Here is a 17254-nt window from a genome sequence, read left to right on the forward strand (position 1 = left end):
GCCGATGGAGCCGCTCCATGACCTCTGATTCCCCGCCCGCCCCGGAGACCTCGGTCCCGTACTGCTACCGGCATCCGGGGCGCGAGACGTATGTGCGCTGCGTCCGGTGCGACCGCTACATCTGCCCGGAGTGCATGCGCGAGGCGGCCGTGGGCCACCAGTGCGTCGAGTGCGTGAACGCGGGGGCGTCGGCCGTCCGGCAGCCCAGGCGGATGCCCGCGCCGGGCCGCGGCGGCGCGTGGGCGCCCGTCGTGACGTACACGCTGATCGGCCTGTGCGTGCTGGCCTACGTCGGCGAGATCGCGTCCGCGCGGTTCTACGTCGAGTTCCTGACGGTCGGCCTCGGCCAGATGCCGGGCGGCGACATCGCCGGCGTCGCGACCGGCGAGGTGTACCGGCTGCTGACGGGCACGTTCCTGCACCAGCGGCCGAACGGCGACCCGGTCGCGATCATCCACATCCTGTTCAACATGTGGGCGTTGTGGGTGACCGGCCCGTGGCTGGAGCGCGAGCTGGGCCGGGCCCGGTTCCTGGCGCTGTACCTGCTGGCGGGGCTCGGCGGGTCCGTCCTGCTGTACGTGGTGGACCCGTTCGGCGCCGCCGTAGGCGCGTCCGGCGCGATCTTCGGGCTGTTCGCCGCGTTCTTCGTGCTCGGGCTGCGGCGCGGGATCTCGGTGCAGCCGATCGTCCTGGTCCTGGTCCTGAACCTGGTGCTGACGTTCTCCAACAGCAACATCTCGTGGCAGGGGCACATCGGCGGCCTGGTCGTCGGGGGGCTGATCGCGGCGGCCTACGCCTACGCGCCGCCGCGGCTGCGGGGCGTGGTCGGGGTCGCGGCGCCGGTCGCGGTGGCCGCCGTGCTCGTCGCGGCCGTGCTGGTGAAGACGGCCGGGATTCCGGGGGGCTTCGTCTAGCGGACGGTCCCGTCCGGCGGGGGGACGGGCATGTGAAGGGACGCCGTCACCGTGGGGTGGCGGCGTCCGTTCGCGTCAACCTGTGGACAGACCTGGGGATAACTGCCCGGACATCCCCAGCCTGTGGAAAACAATGGTGGATTCGTCCGAAGCGCGGCGGGGTAGGAACTAACGCCACCGCGTCGCCGCGACCAAACCCATGATGATCAGCGCGAAACCGATCGCCAGGTTCCAGTTGTGCAGGCTCGTCATCCCCGGCACGTTGGTGCCGGTGCTCGCCGTCACGTAGAACACCGCGATCCACAGCAGCCCGACCAGCCACAGCGTGATCATCAACGGGGCGAGCCACCGCGGGCTGACCTCGGGGGCCTTCGACTTCTGCGGCGGCGTGTAGACGGCCTTCTTGCGCACTTTGGACTTGGCCACGGTGAGATCGGTCTCCTCGGGGGCTGTAACGGTCATCCTGCCGGGCTGCGTCCGTATCCTGCGGAACGGACCCGCCGACACGACACGCGAGCGCCGCATCGCTTCGCGACCCGCGCCCGGAAGTTTCGCCTTCGGCTCACTTACGGGCGCAGTTTACGCGCTCGCGCGTCTGTTGTGTCGAGCGCGCGCCCCCGCACGCCCGCGCGGGCGGAGGCGGGCGTGCGGACGGGCTCCGCGCAATACCCTGATCTTTCCGGAACGTGCGGCGCGGTGAGGGGGACGTCGGTGCGGGTGGCCATCCGCGGGCTGGGCGAACTGTGCGTCACCGCCGGACTCGTCCTGATCCTCTTCTTCGCCTACGAGCTGTGGGGCACCGGCGCGTACACCGCCCAGCAGCAGGACCGCCTCGACGCCGCGCTCCGCAAGTCCTGGACCGCGCCGAAGGTCACCACCGAGAAGGTCTCCCTCGGCCAGGGCCTCGCCCTGATCCGCATTCCCCGGCTCGGCAAGAAGTACCACTACGTGGTCATCGAGGGCGTGTCCCGCGCCGACCTGCGCAAAGGACCGGGCCACTACCCCGGGACCGCGCTGCCCGGCGGCGTCGGGAACTTCGTCGTCTCCGGGCACCGCACGACGTACTCCGCGCCGTTCAACCGCGTCGGCGAACTCCGCTCCGGCGACAAGATCCTCATCGACACCCGCGAGGCCCAGTACACCTACGAGGTCACCGGCCTGAAGATCGTGAAGCCGACCGAGGTGGACGTCACCGCGCCCGTCCCGTTCCACCCCGGCCGCAGGGCCACCGAGCGGCTGATCACGCTGACGACCTGCCACCCCAAGTACTCGGCGGCGCGGCGGCTCATCGTGTTCGGCGAGCTGACCGAGACCCGGCCGCGCACCGCCGCCGACCGCTAGGAGCCGCCCGTGTACCTGTGGATCTGGCGACGCCTGCCCGGCGACGCGCGGACGAAGGCGCTCGTCGCCGCGCTGGCCCTCGCGGCGGCGGGGCTGCTGCTCTGGTACGTCGTGTTCCCGTGGCTGGAGCCGAAGACGCAGTTCGACCACAGCGTCATCGGCGGGGACCCGTCGCCGACCGCCACGCGGGGCCGGTGATGGGCGTCCGCGTGCTCGTCGTGGACAACCACGACAGCTTCGTCTTCACGATCGTCCAGTACCTGCGGGAGCTGGGCGCGGACTGCGACGTCCGGAGCCGCCCGGACGTCCGCGCCGCCGACGCAGACGGCGCGGACGGCGTCCTGCTCAGCCCCGGCCCCGGCCACCCCGCCGACACCGGCGTCTGCCTCGACCTGGTCCGCGCGGCGGAGCGCACCGGCCGCCCGCTGCTCGGCGTCTGCCTCGGCCACCAGGTGATCGCGCACGCGTTCGGCGCGGTGGTCGGCCCGGCCCCGGAGGTCGTCCACGGCTGGGCGGGCCGCGTCCACCACGACGGCGCGGGCGTCTTCCGGGACGTCCCGGACGGGTTCACGGCCACCCGCTACCACTCGCTCGCCGTCGATCCCCGGACGGTCGCCGCCCCGCTGGATGTGACGTCGCGCACGGTGGACGGGGTGGTCATGGGCGTCCGCCACCGGGACCGCCCGCTGGAGGGAATCCAGTTCCACCCCGAGTCCGTCCTGTCGGAGCACGGCCACCGCATCCTCGGCAACTGGCTGATGACCTGCGCGAACACCGCCGTCCGCTGACCCGCGCCCCCGCCCGGACACCGGTACCTGAAATTTCTACGGAAACCTGTAACACCCGGTGCGCCGTGCCCGAAGACCGGTTGAGGGCTTCCACCATTGCCCCCGAGTGGCGGAAGCCCTCCTTTCGTTCCCGGACGCGTGCGAACCCGGGGCGGCCCTCCTTCGTCGTACAACCGGGGGGAGCCTGGGGTGGGTCTCCCCCCGCGCAAGGCGAAGGCCCGGTCCCCCTTCCGGGGGCCGGGCCTTCTCCGTGTCCGCGCCGCGCCTACGGGTGGCGGAACCCGCCGTTCCCGCCCGGGTTCCCCGGCAGGCCCGGAGACGTCGGCGGCTGCTCGGTCTGCTGCGGCACCACCATGATCGTCACCGACTCGCCCGGCGTCGCCTGCGAACCGGGCGGCGAGTTCTGCTGCCACACCCAGCCCGGCTGCACGTTCGTGCCCTCCGGCGGCGCGGCCTCCTGGACGTCGCACTTGAGGCCGAGCGACTTGAGCTGCGTGCAGGCCGTCTTCTGGCTGCGGTTCGTCAGCTCGGGAATCGTCACCAGGTTCGCGCCCGACGAGACGTACATCGTCACCGTCGCGCCCTTCTTGGCCTTCGACCCGCCCGTCGGGTCGGTGCGGATCACCGAGCCCTGCTGGACGCTGTTGGACTTCTCCTGCTTGATCTCGACCTCGAAGCCCTTGGCCTCCAGCATCTGCTGCGCCGTCGCCGAGGACTGGCCCCGGACGCTCGGGACCTCCACCTCCTCGGGCGGCTTCGGCCCCCGCGACACCGTCAGCGTGACCTCGGTGCTCTTGTCGACCTGCGTGGTCGCGGCCGGGTCGCTGTCGATGACCTTGCCCTTGTCGACGTCGCTGCTGTACTCGCGCTTCACGTCGGCCGCGACGCGCAGCCCCGCGCGCTCCAGCTCGGCCTTGGCCTCGGCGACCGTCATGTCGGCGACGGCCGGGACGGCGACCTTCGTCGGCTCGTCCGGCCCGCCGCTGGACAGCAGCAGCCCGATCGCCGCCGCGGCCGCGATCACGACGACGGCGACGGCGACCCAGATCGCCGCCTTCTTGCCGTTGCCGCCGCGCTCGGGCTCGTCGTCGTAGCGGACGGGCGGCAGGTCGTCGTACCCGGTGTGCGCCGGGCGCTGCATCTGCGTCCGGCCCGGCCCGCCCGGCACCCCGCCCATGACCTGCGTCGCGGGCGGGTGCTGCGCGCCCATCATCATCGTGGACGCCGCCGTGGACGCGACCGGCTGCCCGTGCAGGACGCGCTGGATCTCCTGCCGGAACTCCGTCGCCGTCTGGTACCGGTGGTCGGCGTCCTTCGCCATCGCCTTGAGGACGATCGCGTCCGCCCACTGCGGGATGTTCGGGTCGATCTGCGACGGCGGGACGGGCTCCTCCCGCACGTGCTGGTACGCGATGGCGACCGGCGAGTCGCCGGTGAACGGCGGCCGCCCGGTCAGCAGCTCGTACAGCACGCACCCGGTGGAGTAGATGTCGCTGCGGGTGTCGACCCGCTCGCCCCGCGCCTGCTCCGGCGACAGGTACTGCGCGGTGCCGATGACCTGCGCGGTCTGCGTCATCGTCGAGGCCGAGTCCGCCATCGCGCGCGCGATGCCGAAGTCCATGACCTTGACCTCGTGCTGCCGCGTCAGCATGACGTTCGCCGGCTTGATGTCCCGGTGGACGATGCCCGCGCGGTGGCTGTAGTCCAGCGCGCGCAGGATGCCGTCGGTGATCTCCAGGGCCTTCTCCGGCCGCAGCGCGCGGTTCTCCCGCAGGAGGTCGCGCAGCGTGCTGCCGTCCACGTACTCCATGACGATGTACGGGATGGAGTTGTCCCCGATCATGTCCTCGCCGGTGTCGTACACGGCGATGACCGACGGGTGGTTCAGCGAGGCGGCCGACTGGGCCTCCCGCCGGAACCGCTCCTGGAACGTGGGGTCGCGGGCGAGGTCGGACCGCAGGGTCTTGATCGCCACCACTCGATCGAGGCGCAGGTCGCGCGCGCGGTACACCTCGGCCATGCCACCGCGTCCGATGACGGTGTCGAGCTCGTACCGGCCGCCGAGCAGCCGAGGTTGACTCATATCCGATCTTTCCCTCGTACCTCTACGCCTGATCCTCCGAACCTAGCTCCCCGCTCCGGGTGGGCGAGGGAGACGGGCTCCGAGTTGACGGAGTCGTGGTCGTCTCCGTCGGGGTGGGTGTCGTTCCCGGGGCGGTGGGCGTCGCCCCCGGGCTGGTCGTGGTCGATCGCGGTCGGGGCGAAGCGCTCGCGCCGGGCGACGTCCTCGTCGGGGCCGGGCGGGCACGCCGGGTCGGCGGGTTCGGTTCCGGTGGCGCCGAGGGTACCCGTGCGCGCGGCGGCCGGAGCGCCGGGGTGGCCGGTTCGGGCTCCGCCGACGTCGAAGGGGCCGCCGACGTGCTCGGCGTTCCCGAGTCCCCGACGAGCCCGGCCGAGATCGGGCCGCTCAGCATGGACCCGGCCGCCACGGCGGCGAGCACGGTCGCGCCGGCGGCGACCGGCAGCGGGCCGGGCACGGCGCGCCGGCGCCGGGCCTTCCTCGGGGTGAGGGTATCCGGTGCGGTCTCTCCGTCAAATCGCGGCCGGGGGACGCGCGGCGCGTCCGGGTGCGGCGCGCCGCCCCGCAGCCGCCGGAGCCGCCGCGCGACGAGCGCCGCGCCGGCCGGGCGCGCCGCGGGGTCCTTGGCCAGCAGTTCGGCGACGAGCGCGCGCACCGGCGCGGGGACGTGCGGCGGCAGCTCGGGCGGTTCCTCCTGCACGTGCCGGTACGCGATGGCGACCGGCGTGTCCCCGTCGAACGGCGGCATTCCGGTCAGGCACTCGTACGCGACGACGCCCAGCGCGTAGAGATCGGACGCGGGCGTCGCCCGGCCGCCCGACGCCTGCTCGGGCGACAGGTACAGCGCGGTGCCCATCACGACGCCGCTCTGCGTGTCGGACATCCCCGCAGGCCCGCGCGCGATGCCGAAGTCGGTGATCTTGACGGTGCCGTCCGGGCCGACCATCAGGTTCGCGGGCTTGACGTCCCGGTGGACGATCCCGGCGGCGTGCGCGGCGGCCAGCGCGTCCGCCGCCTGCGCGAGCACGTCCAGCGCCGCCGCCACCGGCAGCCCGCCGCGCCGCGCGAGGACCGCCGCCAGCGGCTCCCCCGCCAGCAGTTCCATCACCAGGTAGGGGCGGCCGTCGTGCTCGCCGGTGTCGAAGACCTGCGCGATGGCGCCGTGCCGCAGCGCCGCCGCGAACCGCGCCTCGGCCGCGAACCGCGCGCCCGCCGCCGGGTCCAGCGCGAACGCCGGACGCGGCAGCTTCACCGCGACGTCCCGGGCGAGCGCGTCGTCGCGGGCCCGCCAGACCTCGCCCATCCCACCGGTCGCCAGCCGGTCCAGCAGCCGGTACCGGTCGTTCAGGACGAGGCCGGGCGTCACTTCCGCACCTGAGCCAGGATCTGCGCGGCGAGCGGACCCGCGCCCGACGCGCCGTCGCCCGTGCCCTCGGTCACGACCGCGAACGCGTAGCGCGGGTTGTTCATCGGGCTGAACCCGACGAACCAGCGGGCGTTGGGGATGCCCGCGCCCTGCTCCGCGGTGCCCGTCTTGCCCGCGATGCCCTGGCCGATGAGGTTCTTGGCGGTGCCCTCGTTGACGACGGCGCGCATCATGTCCTCGAGCTGGTCGGCGGTGCCGGACTTCATCGCCTGCGAGAACAGCTTCGGGTCGGCCTGGTACACCGTGGACTGGTCCTTGGTGGTCACCTTCTGCACCAGGTACGGCTGCATGATCTTGCCCTTGTTGGCGACGGCCGCCGCGACCATCGCCATCTGCAGCGGCGTGGCGCGCACGTTCTCCTGGCCGATGCCGGAGCGGGCGGTGCCGTCCTTGCCGGTGTCCACCTTGTTGCCGTCCGCGCCGACGAACGAGATCGGGACGTCGCTCTCGGCGGGCTTCAGCATCGGCTCGATGTTCCACTTGCGGTTGAACCCGAACTTGCTGGACTCGTCGTGGAGCTTCTGGATGCCCGCGTCCAGCGCGATCCGGCCGAACGCGGTGTTGCAGGACTCGGCGAACGCGCCGAGCATCGGCGCGGTGCCGCCGCAGCTCCCCGAGTCGTGGGAGTTCGGCAGCGACTTGCCGGACTCGGGCAGGATCAGCGGCCCGGTGTTCACCGGCGTCGAGCTGGACATGCCGAGGTCGTCCATCGCCATCGCCGCGACGACCGTCTTGAACGACGAGCCGGGCGGGAACGTCTGGCTCATCCCGTTGTCGATCAGCGGCTGGATGACGCCGCGCATCCCGTCGAGCTGCTGGAGCTTCTTGGCGCCCTGCTCGCCCGTCTGCGGGGCGACGTCGTTGGGGTCGTACGAGCTGGACGAGGACAGCACCTTCACCGCGCCCGTCTTCACGTCGATCACCGCGGCCCCGGCGCGGCGGCTCGTGTTGTTCTTCAGCAGCCGGTACGCCAGCCGCTGCGCGGCCGGGTCGATCGACAGCTCGACGTTCGCTCCCTCGGGCTTCTTGCCGATGAACATGTCGAACCAGCGCTGGTGCGTGATGCGCTTGTCCGTGCCGCTGAGCAGCGCGTTGTAGGCCAGCTCGACCTTCGACGCGCCGCCGTTGAAGTACCCGGTGACGGGGGAGAACACCATGCCGTCCACGTACTTGCGGCCGTACTTGGGGTTGTCCTTGCCCGTCGGGTACGAGCTGGCCAGCACCTCGCCGGACGCGGTGATCTGCCCGCGCGGGTTGTTGAACACGTTGAGGTACTGGCGCGTGTTGGCCGAGTCGGTGCGCAGTTTCTCCGCCTGGGAGCCCTGCACGTAGTTGACCTGGACCATCAGGCCGAAGAACAGCAGCATCCCGAAGATCGCCACTCGGCGGATCGGCTTGTCCATGTTCACGGCGCGGGGGTCACCTCGTGCTCACGATCTGGGTCATCCCCTCGTCCTGGATGGCCTGCGGCGCGGGCTTGCGCGCGTCGTGGCTCATCCGGACGAGGATGGCGATCAGAATCCAGTTGGCCATCAGCGACGAACCGCCCTGGGACAGGAACGGCGTGGTGAGACCGGTCAGGGGGATCAGTTTCGTGACGCCGCCGACGATGACGAACACCTGCAGCGCCACCACGAACGAGACTCCGCCCGCGAAGAGTTTCAGGAACGGATCTCGCGCGGCGACCGCCGTCTTCATGCCGCGTTGGACGATCAGCGCGTAGACGAGCAGGATCGCCATCAGGCCGGTCAGGCCCAACTCCTCGCCCATCGAGTCGAAGATGAAGTCGCTGAACGACAGCGGCGTCCGCCACGGCTCGCCCTGGCCGAGGCCGGTGCCGAGCACGCCGCCCTCGCCGAGCGCGAACATGCCCTTCATGAGCTGGGCGCTGTCGGAGTACTCGCCGCCGAGCTTGTCGCAGGCGGTGAACCCGGGGTACGAGCTGCCCGCCGCCTTCGCCTGCTTGTAGAGGTCGGTGTCGGGGTTGACCGGCACGACCTTGCCGCTGTCGAGCAGGCAGCCGCCGTCGAAGTACGGCTTGGGGTTCTGCCAGATGTCGATGCGCTGGTTGACGTGCCCCATGAACGGGAGCTGCGTCGCGACGAACACGCCGACCGCCAGCAGCCCGAGCCCGATGACGACCCACGACACGCGCTGCGTCGCGATGTAGAGCATCGAGATGAACAGGCCGAAGTACAGCAGCGCGGTGCCGAGGTCCTTCTGCATGAACAGCACGCCGAGCGAGAAGAACCAGATCACCAGGATCGGGCCGAGGTCGCGGGCGCGCGGCAGGCTGATCGGGCCGACCTTCTTGCCGATCAGCGACATCGCCTGCCGCTTGTTCACCAGGTACCCGGCGAAGAACACGACCAGCAGCAGCTTGGCGAACTCGCCCGGCTGCACCGAGAACCCGGCGACGCGAATCCACACCCGCGCGCCGTTGATGGACGCGCCGATGCCGGGGACGATCGGCAGCAGCAGCAGGATGATCGCGCCGAGGCCGATGATGTACGTGTAGCGCTGCGCCGTCTTCGGGGTGAACGAGAACTTCGCGTCCGGCCGGTCGGTGTCGCGCATGATGAGCACCGCGGTCACGAACAGCGCGATGCCCACGAACGTCCACATGAGCTGGCCGCCGGCGTTGGCCTCGTCGGAGATCAGCTTCTTGCCGGCCATCTCCGCGACCTTGTGGTCGCGGCTGGTGTCCAGGTCCAGCCGGTAGATCATCGCCAGGCCGAGGCCGTTCAGCGCGACGGCCAGCGGCAGCAGCAGCGGGTCCGCGTACGGCGCGAACTTCGCCTGCACCACGTACGCGGCCATCGCCAGGACCACCAGGCCGCCGCCGTAGACGAACAGCCCGCTCGGGATGTTCCCGTCGCGGGCCAGTCCGACCTCCGCGAACGCCGACAGCGTCAGCACCATCGCGAACGCCAGCAGCGCCAGCGACGCGGCGTTGCGCCGCTGGTAGGGCAGGTACGCGCGGATCTGGTCGCCGAGCGAGTTCATCTACGACTTACCCCCGCCCGGGCAGTCCTTCAGGGACGGGGACGAGGACTTGCACTCGTCCCGGTGCTTCGCCAGCTCCGCCAGCTTCGCGCGGGCCTCCTCGCCGCTGGTGAACTGCAGCTTGCCGCCCCGGACCGCGTCCGCGTCTCCCTTCGGCAGGTCCGCCAGCTCGATGCCGCCGTCCTGGACCTTCTTCTCCTGGCAGTTCTGCTGCTTGCGGCCCCGCACGACGACGACCTTGCCGCCGTCGTCGACGATCGCGTGGCGGCACACGGCCTGGCGCAGCTCCTCCAGCGCGGCCGGGCCCTTCACCGTGTACTTGGACTTCACGGCCTGCTGCCGGTCCTGCGGGAGGTCGGCCACCGCGATCGGCGGACGGGGCTGCTCGGACGCCTTGGACCACAGGCCGGGGAACTGCTGCGTCGTGCCGCGGTACAGCACCACGACGCCCTTGTCCTCGCCGACGAAGTAGCCGCTGCGGATGTTGAGGACGGTGAACGTGCCGACCGCCGCGATGCCGACGACGACCACGCCGAGCATGACGATCAGCCACGTCCAGCGGCGCGGCGCGCGGCCCCGCCCGGCGCGGGACGGCCGCTGCGGAATCCCGTCCGGCATCGTCACGCCGGGCGGCGGCGCGGCGGGCGCGGGCGGCGGGTCGTCCACCGCCACCGGCGGCTGCGGCATCGTGTCGCGGAGCTGCGCCGCGCGGGACGCGGGCGTGTCCGGCGGCGGCGTCGCGCCGCCGAGGTCCGGCGCCGCGGCCGCCGCGGCCGCGCCGACCGCCTGGCCCGCCGCCGCGCGCGGCTGCTGCTGGCCGAGCTCCACGACGTCCGCGACGACGCAGGTGATGTTGTCGGGGCCGCCGCCCCGGTTCGCGAGGTCGATGAGCTGGCGGACGGCCTGCTCGGGCTCCGCCGAGTCCGTCAGGACCTGGAAGATCGTCTCGGCGGTCACGACGCCGGACAGGCCGTCGCTGCACAGCAGGTAGCGGTCGCCGATGCGGCCCTCGCGCAGCGACAGGTCCGGGTCGACCTCGCCGCGGCCGTCCAGCGCGCGCAGCAGCAGCGAGCGCTGCGGGTGCGACGCGGCCTCGTCCGGGCTGATCCGGCCCTCGTCCACCAGCGACTGCACGAGCGTGTGGTCGTGCGTGATCTGGTAGAGGCTGCCGTCGCGCAGCAGGTAGGCGCGCGAGTCCCCGATGTGGACGAGCGCGACCTGGTCGTCGGCCCACAGCATCGCGGTGAGCGTCGTGCCCATGCCCTGCAGCGACGGGTCGGACTCGACGATCCGGTGCAGATTGTCGTTGGCCGTCCGTACCGTGTTCTCCAGCGCCGCCAGCAGCTCGGCGGCGGGCAGCCGCGTGTCGAGCTTGCGCAGCGCCTCGATGGCGGCGGCGCTCGCGATCTCGCCGCCGACGTGGCCGCCCATGCCGTCCGCCACGGCCAGCAGGTACGAGCCGGCGTACGCCGAGTCCTCGTTGCCCTCGCGCAGCATGCCCACGTCGGACCGCGCGGCGTACCGGATTCCGAGCGTCATTTGCGCAGCTCGATCACGGTCTTGCCGATGCGCACGGGGACGCCCGGCGGGATCGGCATCGGCCGCGTCACCTTCGTGCGGCCCAGATACGTTCCGTTGGTCGAACCGAGATCTTCCACGATCCACTGACCGTTCTGCGCGTAAAGACGGGCATGTCGGCTCGAAGCGTAGTCGTCGGTCACCATCAGCGTCGCGTCGTGCGCGCGCCCGATGGTGATCGGCGCGTCGGTGAGGTTGATGACGGTCCCCGACCGCTCACCCTGCACCACGACCAGCTTGGTCGGCGCGTTGCCGCCGCCGCGCGGCGTCCGGGGGGGCTTGGGCGCGCGCGGCGCCTTCTGGGGCCGCGGCGCGGCCGCCCGCTCGGCGGCCTTCGTCGCGGCCTTCGAGCCGAACAGGTCGGCCCGGATCACGCCGACGGCCGCGATGACGAACAGCCAGAGCACCGCGAGGAACGCCAGCTTGATCAGCGTGAGGGTGAATTCGGACATCGGAGTGGGGGTTACTCCCTATCGCGGCGGAAGACCAGGGTCGTCCGGCCCATCGTGACCCGCGACCCGTCGACGAGCGTGACCCGCCGGATCGGTTGTCCGTTCACGAAGGAACCGTTGGTCGACCCTAGATCCACGAGGACGATTTCGGGGCCTTCTACGCGTATCTCGGCATGATGCCGTGATACTCCGGGATCGACCAGTCTCAGGTCGCAGTCGGTGCCGCGGCCGAGCAGCGTCACGGGCGTCGCGATCTCGTACGTGCGCTGCGTCGCGTCGGCCCCCTCCACCGCCGTCGTGACCAGCAGCCGCGGGTGCCCCCCGAACGCGCCGCCGCGGCCGCCCTGCGGGACGTCGCTCACCGGCTGGCGGATCTCGCCGCCCTCGACCGTCGAGCCGCGGATCACGCCCGAGCGGATGCGGAACATGCCCGTGGCGAGATCGCCCGCGTTCTCGAACCTGACGCGCACCGGCCCCACGAAGGAATACCCCTGCTCCTTCGCGTACTCCCGCGCGAGATTCGCCAGCTCCTGGCTCAGGCTGTCGGCGTAGACCTGCAGCCGCTGCCCGTCCTGCTGGGAGATCTCGACGACGAAGTCGTTCGGCACCAGCGTCCGGCCCTGTGCCACGATCGCGGCCCGATCGTCCATCTCGCGCTGCACAGCACTGGCCACCTCGACCGGCTGGAGCTCGGACTTGAAGACACGAGCGAAGGTCCCTTCGACCATGCCCTCCAGCCGTCGCTCGAAGCGCTGAATGACGCCCACGGGCACCTCCCTTCCCCACTGGTAGACGATCGTATAGGTGCGAAGGTTCTCCCGAGGTACACGGATACCTATCCACTCCACGGCCCGTGCTAGTCTCTTCGAGCACCCCCCAGGGGGCCGACACTCGGGCGAGTGGCGGAACGGCAGACGCGCACGGTTCAGGTCCGTGTGTCCGAAAGGATGTGAGGGTTCAAATCCCTCCTCGCCCACTTCTTCTGGAACATCACGACGCGACCCGCGATGAACGCGGGTCGCGTCTTTCGTTATGCGAGGACGGTGCGGATCGCGTCGAGCTGGTCGGGCGTCGCGGGCGTGTTCGGGAGGCGCGGCGGGCCCGCGCGGTGGCCGGTGAGTTCGAGGGCGGCCTTCGCGAAGGGGACGCCGCCGGTGGCCTCGATGACGGAGTACAGGGGGACCAGGTCCGTGTGGACGGCGCGGGCCGTCGCCAGGTCGTCCGCGCGGGCGGCCCGCACCAGGTCCCGGACGCGGCCGGGGACGGCGTGCGCGGCGACGCTGACGACGCCCGCCGCGCCGACCGAGAGCCACGGCAGGGTCAGCGGGTCGTCGCCGCACAGGTACGTCAGGCCCGTTTCCGCCATGACGCGCGAGCCGAACAGCAGGTCGCCGCGCGCGTCCTTCACCCCGGCGACGCGCGGGTGCTCGGCCAGGCGGCGGTAGGAGTCCAGGTCGATGGGGATGCCGGACCGGCGGGGGATGTCGTACAGCATCACCGGTAGGCCCGTCGCGTCGGCGACGGCACGGAAGTGGGCGACGACGCCGTCCTGGGAGGGCCGGGAGTAGTAGGGCGTCACCGCGAGGACTCCGTGTGCGCCCGCCTTCTCGGCCTGCCGCGCGAGTTCGGCGGAGTGGCGCGTGTCGTAGGTGCCCACGCCCGCGGTCACGGTGGCACGGTCACCGACCGCCTCCAGGACGGCGCGGAGGAGGACGGTCTTCTCGGCGTCGGTCGTGACCGGTGACTCCCCCGTGGTCCCGCTGAGCACCAGGCCGTCGCAGCCGGAGTCCACCAGGTGGGCGGCGAGGGCGGCGGCCGCGTCCGGGTCGAGGTCGCCGTCCGCGTCGAACGGCGTGACCATCGCCGTCGTGGTCGCGCCGAAGGGGGTGCTGTCGGTCATGGTCCGTCCTCGCTGGCCGTTCGGTTCCGTGGTGGGCCGAACGTACGCGCACACCCGCGCGGGCCGCGCGGCATTTATCGGCGGGACGGCAGGCGCAGGGTGAACGTCGTGCCCTCGCCCGGCGTGCTCGACGCGGTCACGGCGCCGCCCTGCGCCTCGGCGAGCGTCTGGACGATCGCCAGGCCGAGCCCGCTGCCGCCCGTGCGGCGGTTGCGGGACTTCTCGGCGCGCCAGAAGCGGTCGAAGACGTGCGGGAGCGCGTCCGCGTCGATGCCGACACCGGTGTCCGCGACGGCCACGAGCACGTCGCCGCCGTCCGCGCGGGCGCGCAGGGCGACCGTGCCGCCCGCCGGGGTGAACCGGATCGCGTTCGCGGTGAGGTTCCCGACGGCCTGGCGCAGCCGGACGGGGTCGGCGAACGCCTCGGGGTCGTCCTCGACGGAGACGGTCAGCGTCAGCCCGGCGGCGTCGGCCTGCGCGCGGTGCGCCGTCGCGACCTGGTCGAGCAGGTCGGCCACGGCGACGGGCTCGGGGTGCAGGCGTAGCCGCCCGGCGTCGGCGAGGGCGAGCTGCTGGAGGTCGTCCACGATGTGCTGGAGCAGCAGGATCTCCTCGATCAGCGACGCGGTCAGGGCGTCGTCCAGCTCGGCCACGCCGTCGTGGGTCGCCTCCAGCCAGCCCCGGACGTTGCTGAGCGGCGTCCGCAGCTCGTGCGACACGTCGCTGATCATCTCCCGGCGCTGCCGCTCGGCGCGCGCCAGGTGCTCGGACATGTCGTTGAACGCCGCGCCGAGCCGGCCGATCTCGCCGTCCCCGCCGCGGACCCGCGCGGCCGCGTCGCCGTCGCGCATCCGCTGCGCGGCGGCCGTCAGCGCCCGGATCGGCCGGACGAGCCGCGCCGCGAGCAGCGCGCTGACGCCGCCCGCGAGCGCCAGCACGACCAGCGCGGCCACGGTGACGCGGACGAGGCCCGCCCGCGTCAGCCGGGTGGTCGGGGCCGCGTCGTCGCCCGCGTCCCCGATGAACAGCAGCGCGGCGGGCGCGACGTACGGCTTGAGCTGCGCGCGGCGCTCGGCGGCCACGCAGTCCGCGGGCTGCCCCGCGACGGGGCGGTCCACCGCCCGGCGGGCCGTGCTCGTCCACGTCCCGTCGAGGTAGAGCCGGACACGGGCCGCGCCCGCGCGCACCAGGCACTTGTTGACCTGGACGTTGAGCGTTTCGAGCGCCGCTTCTTCCGCGGGCGTCGGCGTGTCCTGCTCCAGCTGCGGGCACGTCGTCGGGGTCGCGGACGGCATCGGCTCGGCCGGGCCGGGGGCCCGGAGCGGCGGGACCTCCGGGGCGTCCGGGACGTCGACGGGCCCCGACCCCGGCGCCCGCACGGACGGCCGCCCGCTCAGCCCGTACACGACGCGGTAGTCCGAGCCGTCGCGGTTCAGGCACGCGGCGGTCCGCTCGGCGGTCTTCCGCAGCCGGTCGCGCACGGCGGCGGGCAGCCCGAACGGCCCGACCGCGCGCGGGTCGATGCGCGACCCGGCGGACCCCGCCAGCGACACGTCCACCCGCAGCGGGTCCACGACCGCCGACGCGCGCAGCGGCAGCCGCGTGCCGGGCCCGGCCGTGTCCGCGATGGGCGCGCGGTCCTCGGTGGTGAGCGCGACGCGGCGGCCCGTCGTGCTCGCCAGGCGGCGGACGGTCGCGGCGACGCCGTCCCAGTCCGGGTGCGTCGCGGCGTAGCCGAGCAGCGCGTCGTTGACGCGGGCGTCGTCGGCGAGCGTCCGGCCCTGCTCGCGGCGGATCGCGCCGGAGGTGTTGCGGGTGGTGAGCCACGCCGTCGCGGTGATCGAGCACAGCGCCACCGAGATCGTCGCCAGCAGGATGCGCGCGAGCAGGCTGTGCCTCATCGGTCGGCGGCCAGCTTGTACCCGACGCCGTAGACGGTGACGAGCCGGACGGGCCGTCGCGGATCGGGCTCGATCTTCTTGCGCAGGTTCTTCACGTGGACGTCGATGGTCCGGCTCCCGATGAACCCGCCGTAGCCGTGCAGCCGCTCCAGGAGCTGTTCGCGGGTGAACACGCGCTCGGGCTCGGCCGCGAGCACTTCGATGATGCGGAACTCGGCGGGCGTGCAGTCCACCGGGCGGCCGTCCGCCGTGACGGTGTGCCGAATCGGGTCGACGACCAGCGCGCCGACCTCATGGACCGGCGGCCGCTCGGCGGCGGGCCGCGACCGGCGCAGCAGCACGCGGACGCGGGCCATCAGCTCGCGCGGACTGTACGGCTTGGTGACGTAGTCGTCCGCGCCGAGATCGAGGCCGAGCAGCAGATCGTCCTCGGTGGCGCGGGCGGTGAGCATCAGCACCGGGACATCGGACTCGCGGCGCAGGACGCGGCACACGTCCAGGCCGTCCACACGGGGCAGCATCACGTCGAGGACGAGCAGGTCCGGGCGGGAGCTGCGGGCCGCGTCGAGCGCCGCGCGGCCGTCGTGGACGACCCGCACGTCGTGGCCCTCGCGGAGCAGGTAGCGGCGGACCAGCTCGGCCTGCTTGGGATCGTCCTCCGCCACGAGGACAGCGGCGCACACGTCCGTTACCTCCGGAAAGTCGGTGATCAGCCGGTCCGAGAGTAGGCGACCGGGCGCGCCGCGGCACCGGGACGGGACGGCCACACACGACCTTCACGGCGGCCTCGCAGGATCTTCACATCCGTCCGCCAGCATCGCCGCCATGCCTTCGACCCGTGCCCGCGCCGCCGTCCCCTGGCTCGGCTGCGCGCTGCTCGCCACGGCCGCCTGCGGGACGTCCGGCGGTGGGACGCCGCACCGCGCGGCCGCCGCCGACCGGCCGACCGCCGCACCGGCGGGGGCCGAGATCGCCACCGTCCGGGGGACGTCGGTCGTGATCCGCCGCGAACCCGGCGGCGCGACCTGGCGGACGCTGTCCAGCCCGAACGACTACGGGGCGCCCCGGGTCCTCCTGGTGGACGCCGACCGCGGGGACTGGCTGAAGGTGTACCTGCCGCTGCGGCCCAACGGCAGCACGGGCTGGGTCCGCGCGTCCGACGTCACGCTCACGCGGACGACCCGGCGCGTGGAGATCGACCCGCGCGCGTTCCGGTTCACCGTCTACGACGGCGACCGGGTGCTGCGCACGGGGAAGGTCGCCACGGGGACCGGCGGCACGCCGACCCCCGCGGGCCGGTTCTTCTTCACCGAACTGGTCCGGCCCGCCGACCCGCGCGGCGCGTACGGCGCGTACGCGTTCGGGCTCAGCGGCTACTCGCCGACGCTCAGCAGCTTCGGCGGCGGTCCCGGCCAGATCGCCGTCCACGGCACGAACGCGCCCGGCCGGCTCGGGTCGCGCGCGAGCCACGGCTGCATCCGCGTCGGCAATCCCGACATCACCTGGATGGCGCGCAACCTCACGCTCGGCACCCCGGTGGACGTCCTCTCCTCCTGAAAGGTTTCCCATGCGCCTCAAGACCCTGATCATCGGTGGATTCGCCGCGCTCGCGCTCGGCGGCGGCCTCGCCGGGACCGCGACCGCGTCGTTCGCGGACGGGCCCGCGACTCCCTCCGCCTCCCCCGCGCCCTCGAAGTCGCGGCCGCCCGTGAACGCTCCGCTGCCCGCCCCGTCCGCGAGCCCGCGCGAGCGGTGCCCCAAGCCGCGCGCGGGGAAGAACGCGCCGCCGCGGAACTGCGTCAGCCCGGCGCGCCCCGCCCCGGCGCTGCCCGGCCACCCGACGTACACGGGCTGACCGCCCAACGGCC

17 protein-coding genes and 1 tRNA gene are annotated in these 17254 nt (G+C 72.7%); 7 read left to right on the forward strand and 11 right to left on the reverse strand.

Annotated elements, in window-relative coordinates:
• Positions 1-17: 17 nt before the first annotated feature.
• Entirely contained in the window at positions 18-914 is an 897-nt protein-coding gene (locus G339_RS0113430; protein WP_026341412.1) for a rhomboid family intramembrane serine protease, read from the forward strand.
• Between the two features lie 168 nt (positions 915-1082).
• Here the strand turns inward: G339_RS0113430 and G339_RS0113435 are convergent, their stop codons facing one another.
• Positions 1083-1340, reverse strand: coding sequence for a cell division protein CrgA (locus G339_RS0113435; protein WP_026341413.1), 258 nt, complete (start codon positions 1338-1340; stop codon positions 1083-1085).
• Between the two features lie 285 nt (positions 1341-1625).
• On the opposite strand from G339_RS0113435, the gene G339_RS33580 reads away from it, so the two are divergent.
• The 3 genes from G339_RS33580 to G339_RS0113450 are packed head-to-tail and all read left to right on the forward strand — an operon-like array spanning position 1626 to position 3043.
• Positions 1626-2255 carry a class E sortase gene (locus tag G339_RS33580; protein WP_240489805.1) on the forward strand — a complete coding sequence of 210 codons (630 nt, stop codon included), beginning with the start codon at positions 1626-1628 and terminating at the stop codon, positions 2253-2255.
• A gap of 9 nt (positions 2256-2264) precedes the next feature.
• Positions 2265-2453 (forward strand): hypothetical protein, encoded by a 189-nt coding sequence (locus G339_RS0113445; RefSeq protein ID WP_019631604.1) that lies wholly within the window; start codon positions 2265-2267, stop codon positions 2451-2453.
• Positions 2453-3043, forward strand: coding sequence for an anthranilate synthase component II (locus G339_RS0113450; RefSeq protein WP_019631605.1), 591 nt, complete (start codon positions 2453-2455; stop codon positions 3041-3043). The genes G339_RS0113445 and G339_RS0113450 overlap by 1 nt, the downstream gene beginning before the upstream one ends.
• A gap of 265 nt (positions 3044-3308) precedes the next feature.
• On the opposite strand, the gene pknB is transcribed toward G339_RS0113450, so the two are convergent.
• Genes pknB through G339_RS0113485 form a run of 7 tightly spaced genes read right to left on the reverse strand, consistent with a single transcriptional unit; the run spans position 3309 to position 12352 of the window.
• A complete protein-coding gene (pknB, locus tag G339_RS0113455; protein ID WP_019631606.1) occupies positions 3309-5126 on the reverse strand; it encodes a Stk1 family PASTA domain-containing Ser/Thr kinase in 1818 nt (605 codons plus the stop codon).
• A 22-nt stretch (positions 5127-5148) separates the two neighbouring features.
• A complete protein-coding gene (locus G339_RS0113460) occupies positions 5149-6489 on the reverse strand; it encodes a serine/threonine-protein kinase (RefSeq protein WP_019631607.1) in 1341 nt (446 codons plus the stop codon).
• A complete protein-coding gene (locus G339_RS0113465; RefSeq protein WP_033323116.1) occupies positions 6486-7952 on the reverse strand; it encodes a penicillin-binding transpeptidase domain-containing protein in 1467 nt (488 codons plus the stop codon). The genes G339_RS0113460 and G339_RS0113465 overlap by 4 nt, the downstream gene beginning before the upstream one ends.
• A 16-nt stretch (positions 7953-7968) precedes the next feature.
• Complete coding sequence (locus G339_RS0113470) at positions 7969-9555, reverse strand: FtsW/RodA/SpoVE family cell cycle protein (RefSeq protein ID WP_019631609.1); 1587 nt, start codon at positions 9553-9555, stop codon at positions 7969-7971.
• Complete coding sequence (locus G339_RS0113475) at positions 9556-11094, reverse strand: PP2C family protein-serine/threonine phosphatase (RefSeq protein ID WP_033323068.1); 1539 nt, start codon at positions 11092-11094, stop codon at positions 9556-9558.
• A complete protein-coding gene (locus G339_RS0113480; protein ID WP_019631610.1) occupies positions 11091-11585 on the reverse strand; it encodes an FHA domain-containing protein FhaB/FipA in 495 nt (164 codons plus the stop codon). The genes G339_RS0113475 and G339_RS0113480 overlap by 4 nt, the downstream gene beginning before the upstream one ends.
• Positions 11586-11596: 11 nt before the next feature.
• Positions 11597-12352: an FhaA domain-containing protein gene (locus G339_RS0113485; RefSeq protein WP_019631611.1), complete on the reverse strand. Its 756-nt coding sequence runs from the start codon at positions 12350-12352 to the stop codon at positions 11597-11599.
• 126 nt (positions 12353-12478) lie between these two features.
• On the opposite strand from G339_RS0113485, the gene G339_RS0113490 reads away from it, so the two are divergent.
• A tRNA-Leu gene (locus G339_RS0113490) sits at positions 12479-12561 on the forward strand.
• 54 nt (positions 12562-12615) lie between these two features.
• Here G339_RS0113490 and dapA read toward each other — a convergent pair.
• The 3 genes from dapA to G339_RS0113505 all read right to left on the reverse strand — a co-directional run bounded on the left by dapA (position 12616) and on the right by G339_RS0113505 (position 16069).
• Positions 12616-13485 carry a 4-hydroxy-tetrahydrodipicolinate synthase gene (gene dapA, locus G339_RS0113495; protein WP_019631612.1) on the reverse strand — a complete coding sequence of 290 codons (870 nt, stop codon included), beginning with the start codon at positions 13483-13485 and terminating at the stop codon, positions 12616-12618.
• A 74-nt stretch (positions 13486-13559) separates the two neighbouring features.
• Entirely contained in the window at positions 13560-15386 is a 1827-nt protein-coding gene (locus G339_RS0113500) for a sensor histidine kinase (protein ID WP_019631613.1), read from the reverse strand.
• A complete protein-coding gene (locus G339_RS0113505; protein WP_026341415.1) occupies positions 15383-16069 on the reverse strand; it encodes a response regulator transcription factor in 687 nt (228 codons plus the stop codon). The genes G339_RS0113500 and G339_RS0113505 overlap by 4 nt, the downstream gene beginning before the upstream one ends.
• 142 nt (positions 16070-16211) lie before the next feature.
• Between G339_RS0113505 and G339_RS0113510 the strand changes: the two genes are divergently transcribed.
• Together G339_RS0113510 and G339_RS33585 are read left to right on the forward strand one after the other, a co-directional pair.
• Positions 16212-16943, forward strand: a complete 732-nt coding sequence (locus G339_RS0113510) for a L,D-transpeptidase (RefSeq protein ID WP_019631615.1) — start codon at positions 16212-16214, stop codon at positions 16941-16943.
• A gap of 10 nt (positions 16944-16953) precedes the next feature.
• Positions 16954-17241, forward strand: a complete 288-nt coding sequence (locus tag G339_RS33585; RefSeq protein WP_019631616.1) for a hypothetical protein — start codon at positions 16954-16956, stop codon at positions 17239-17241.
• Positions 17242-17254: the final 13 nt, after the last annotated feature.

The sequence above is a fragment of the Actinomadura atramentaria DSM 43919 genome (assembly GCF_000381885.1).
Taxonomy (GTDB): domain Bacteria; phylum Actinomycetota; class Actinomycetes; order Streptosporangiales; family Streptosporangiaceae; genus Spirillospora; species Spirillospora atramentaria.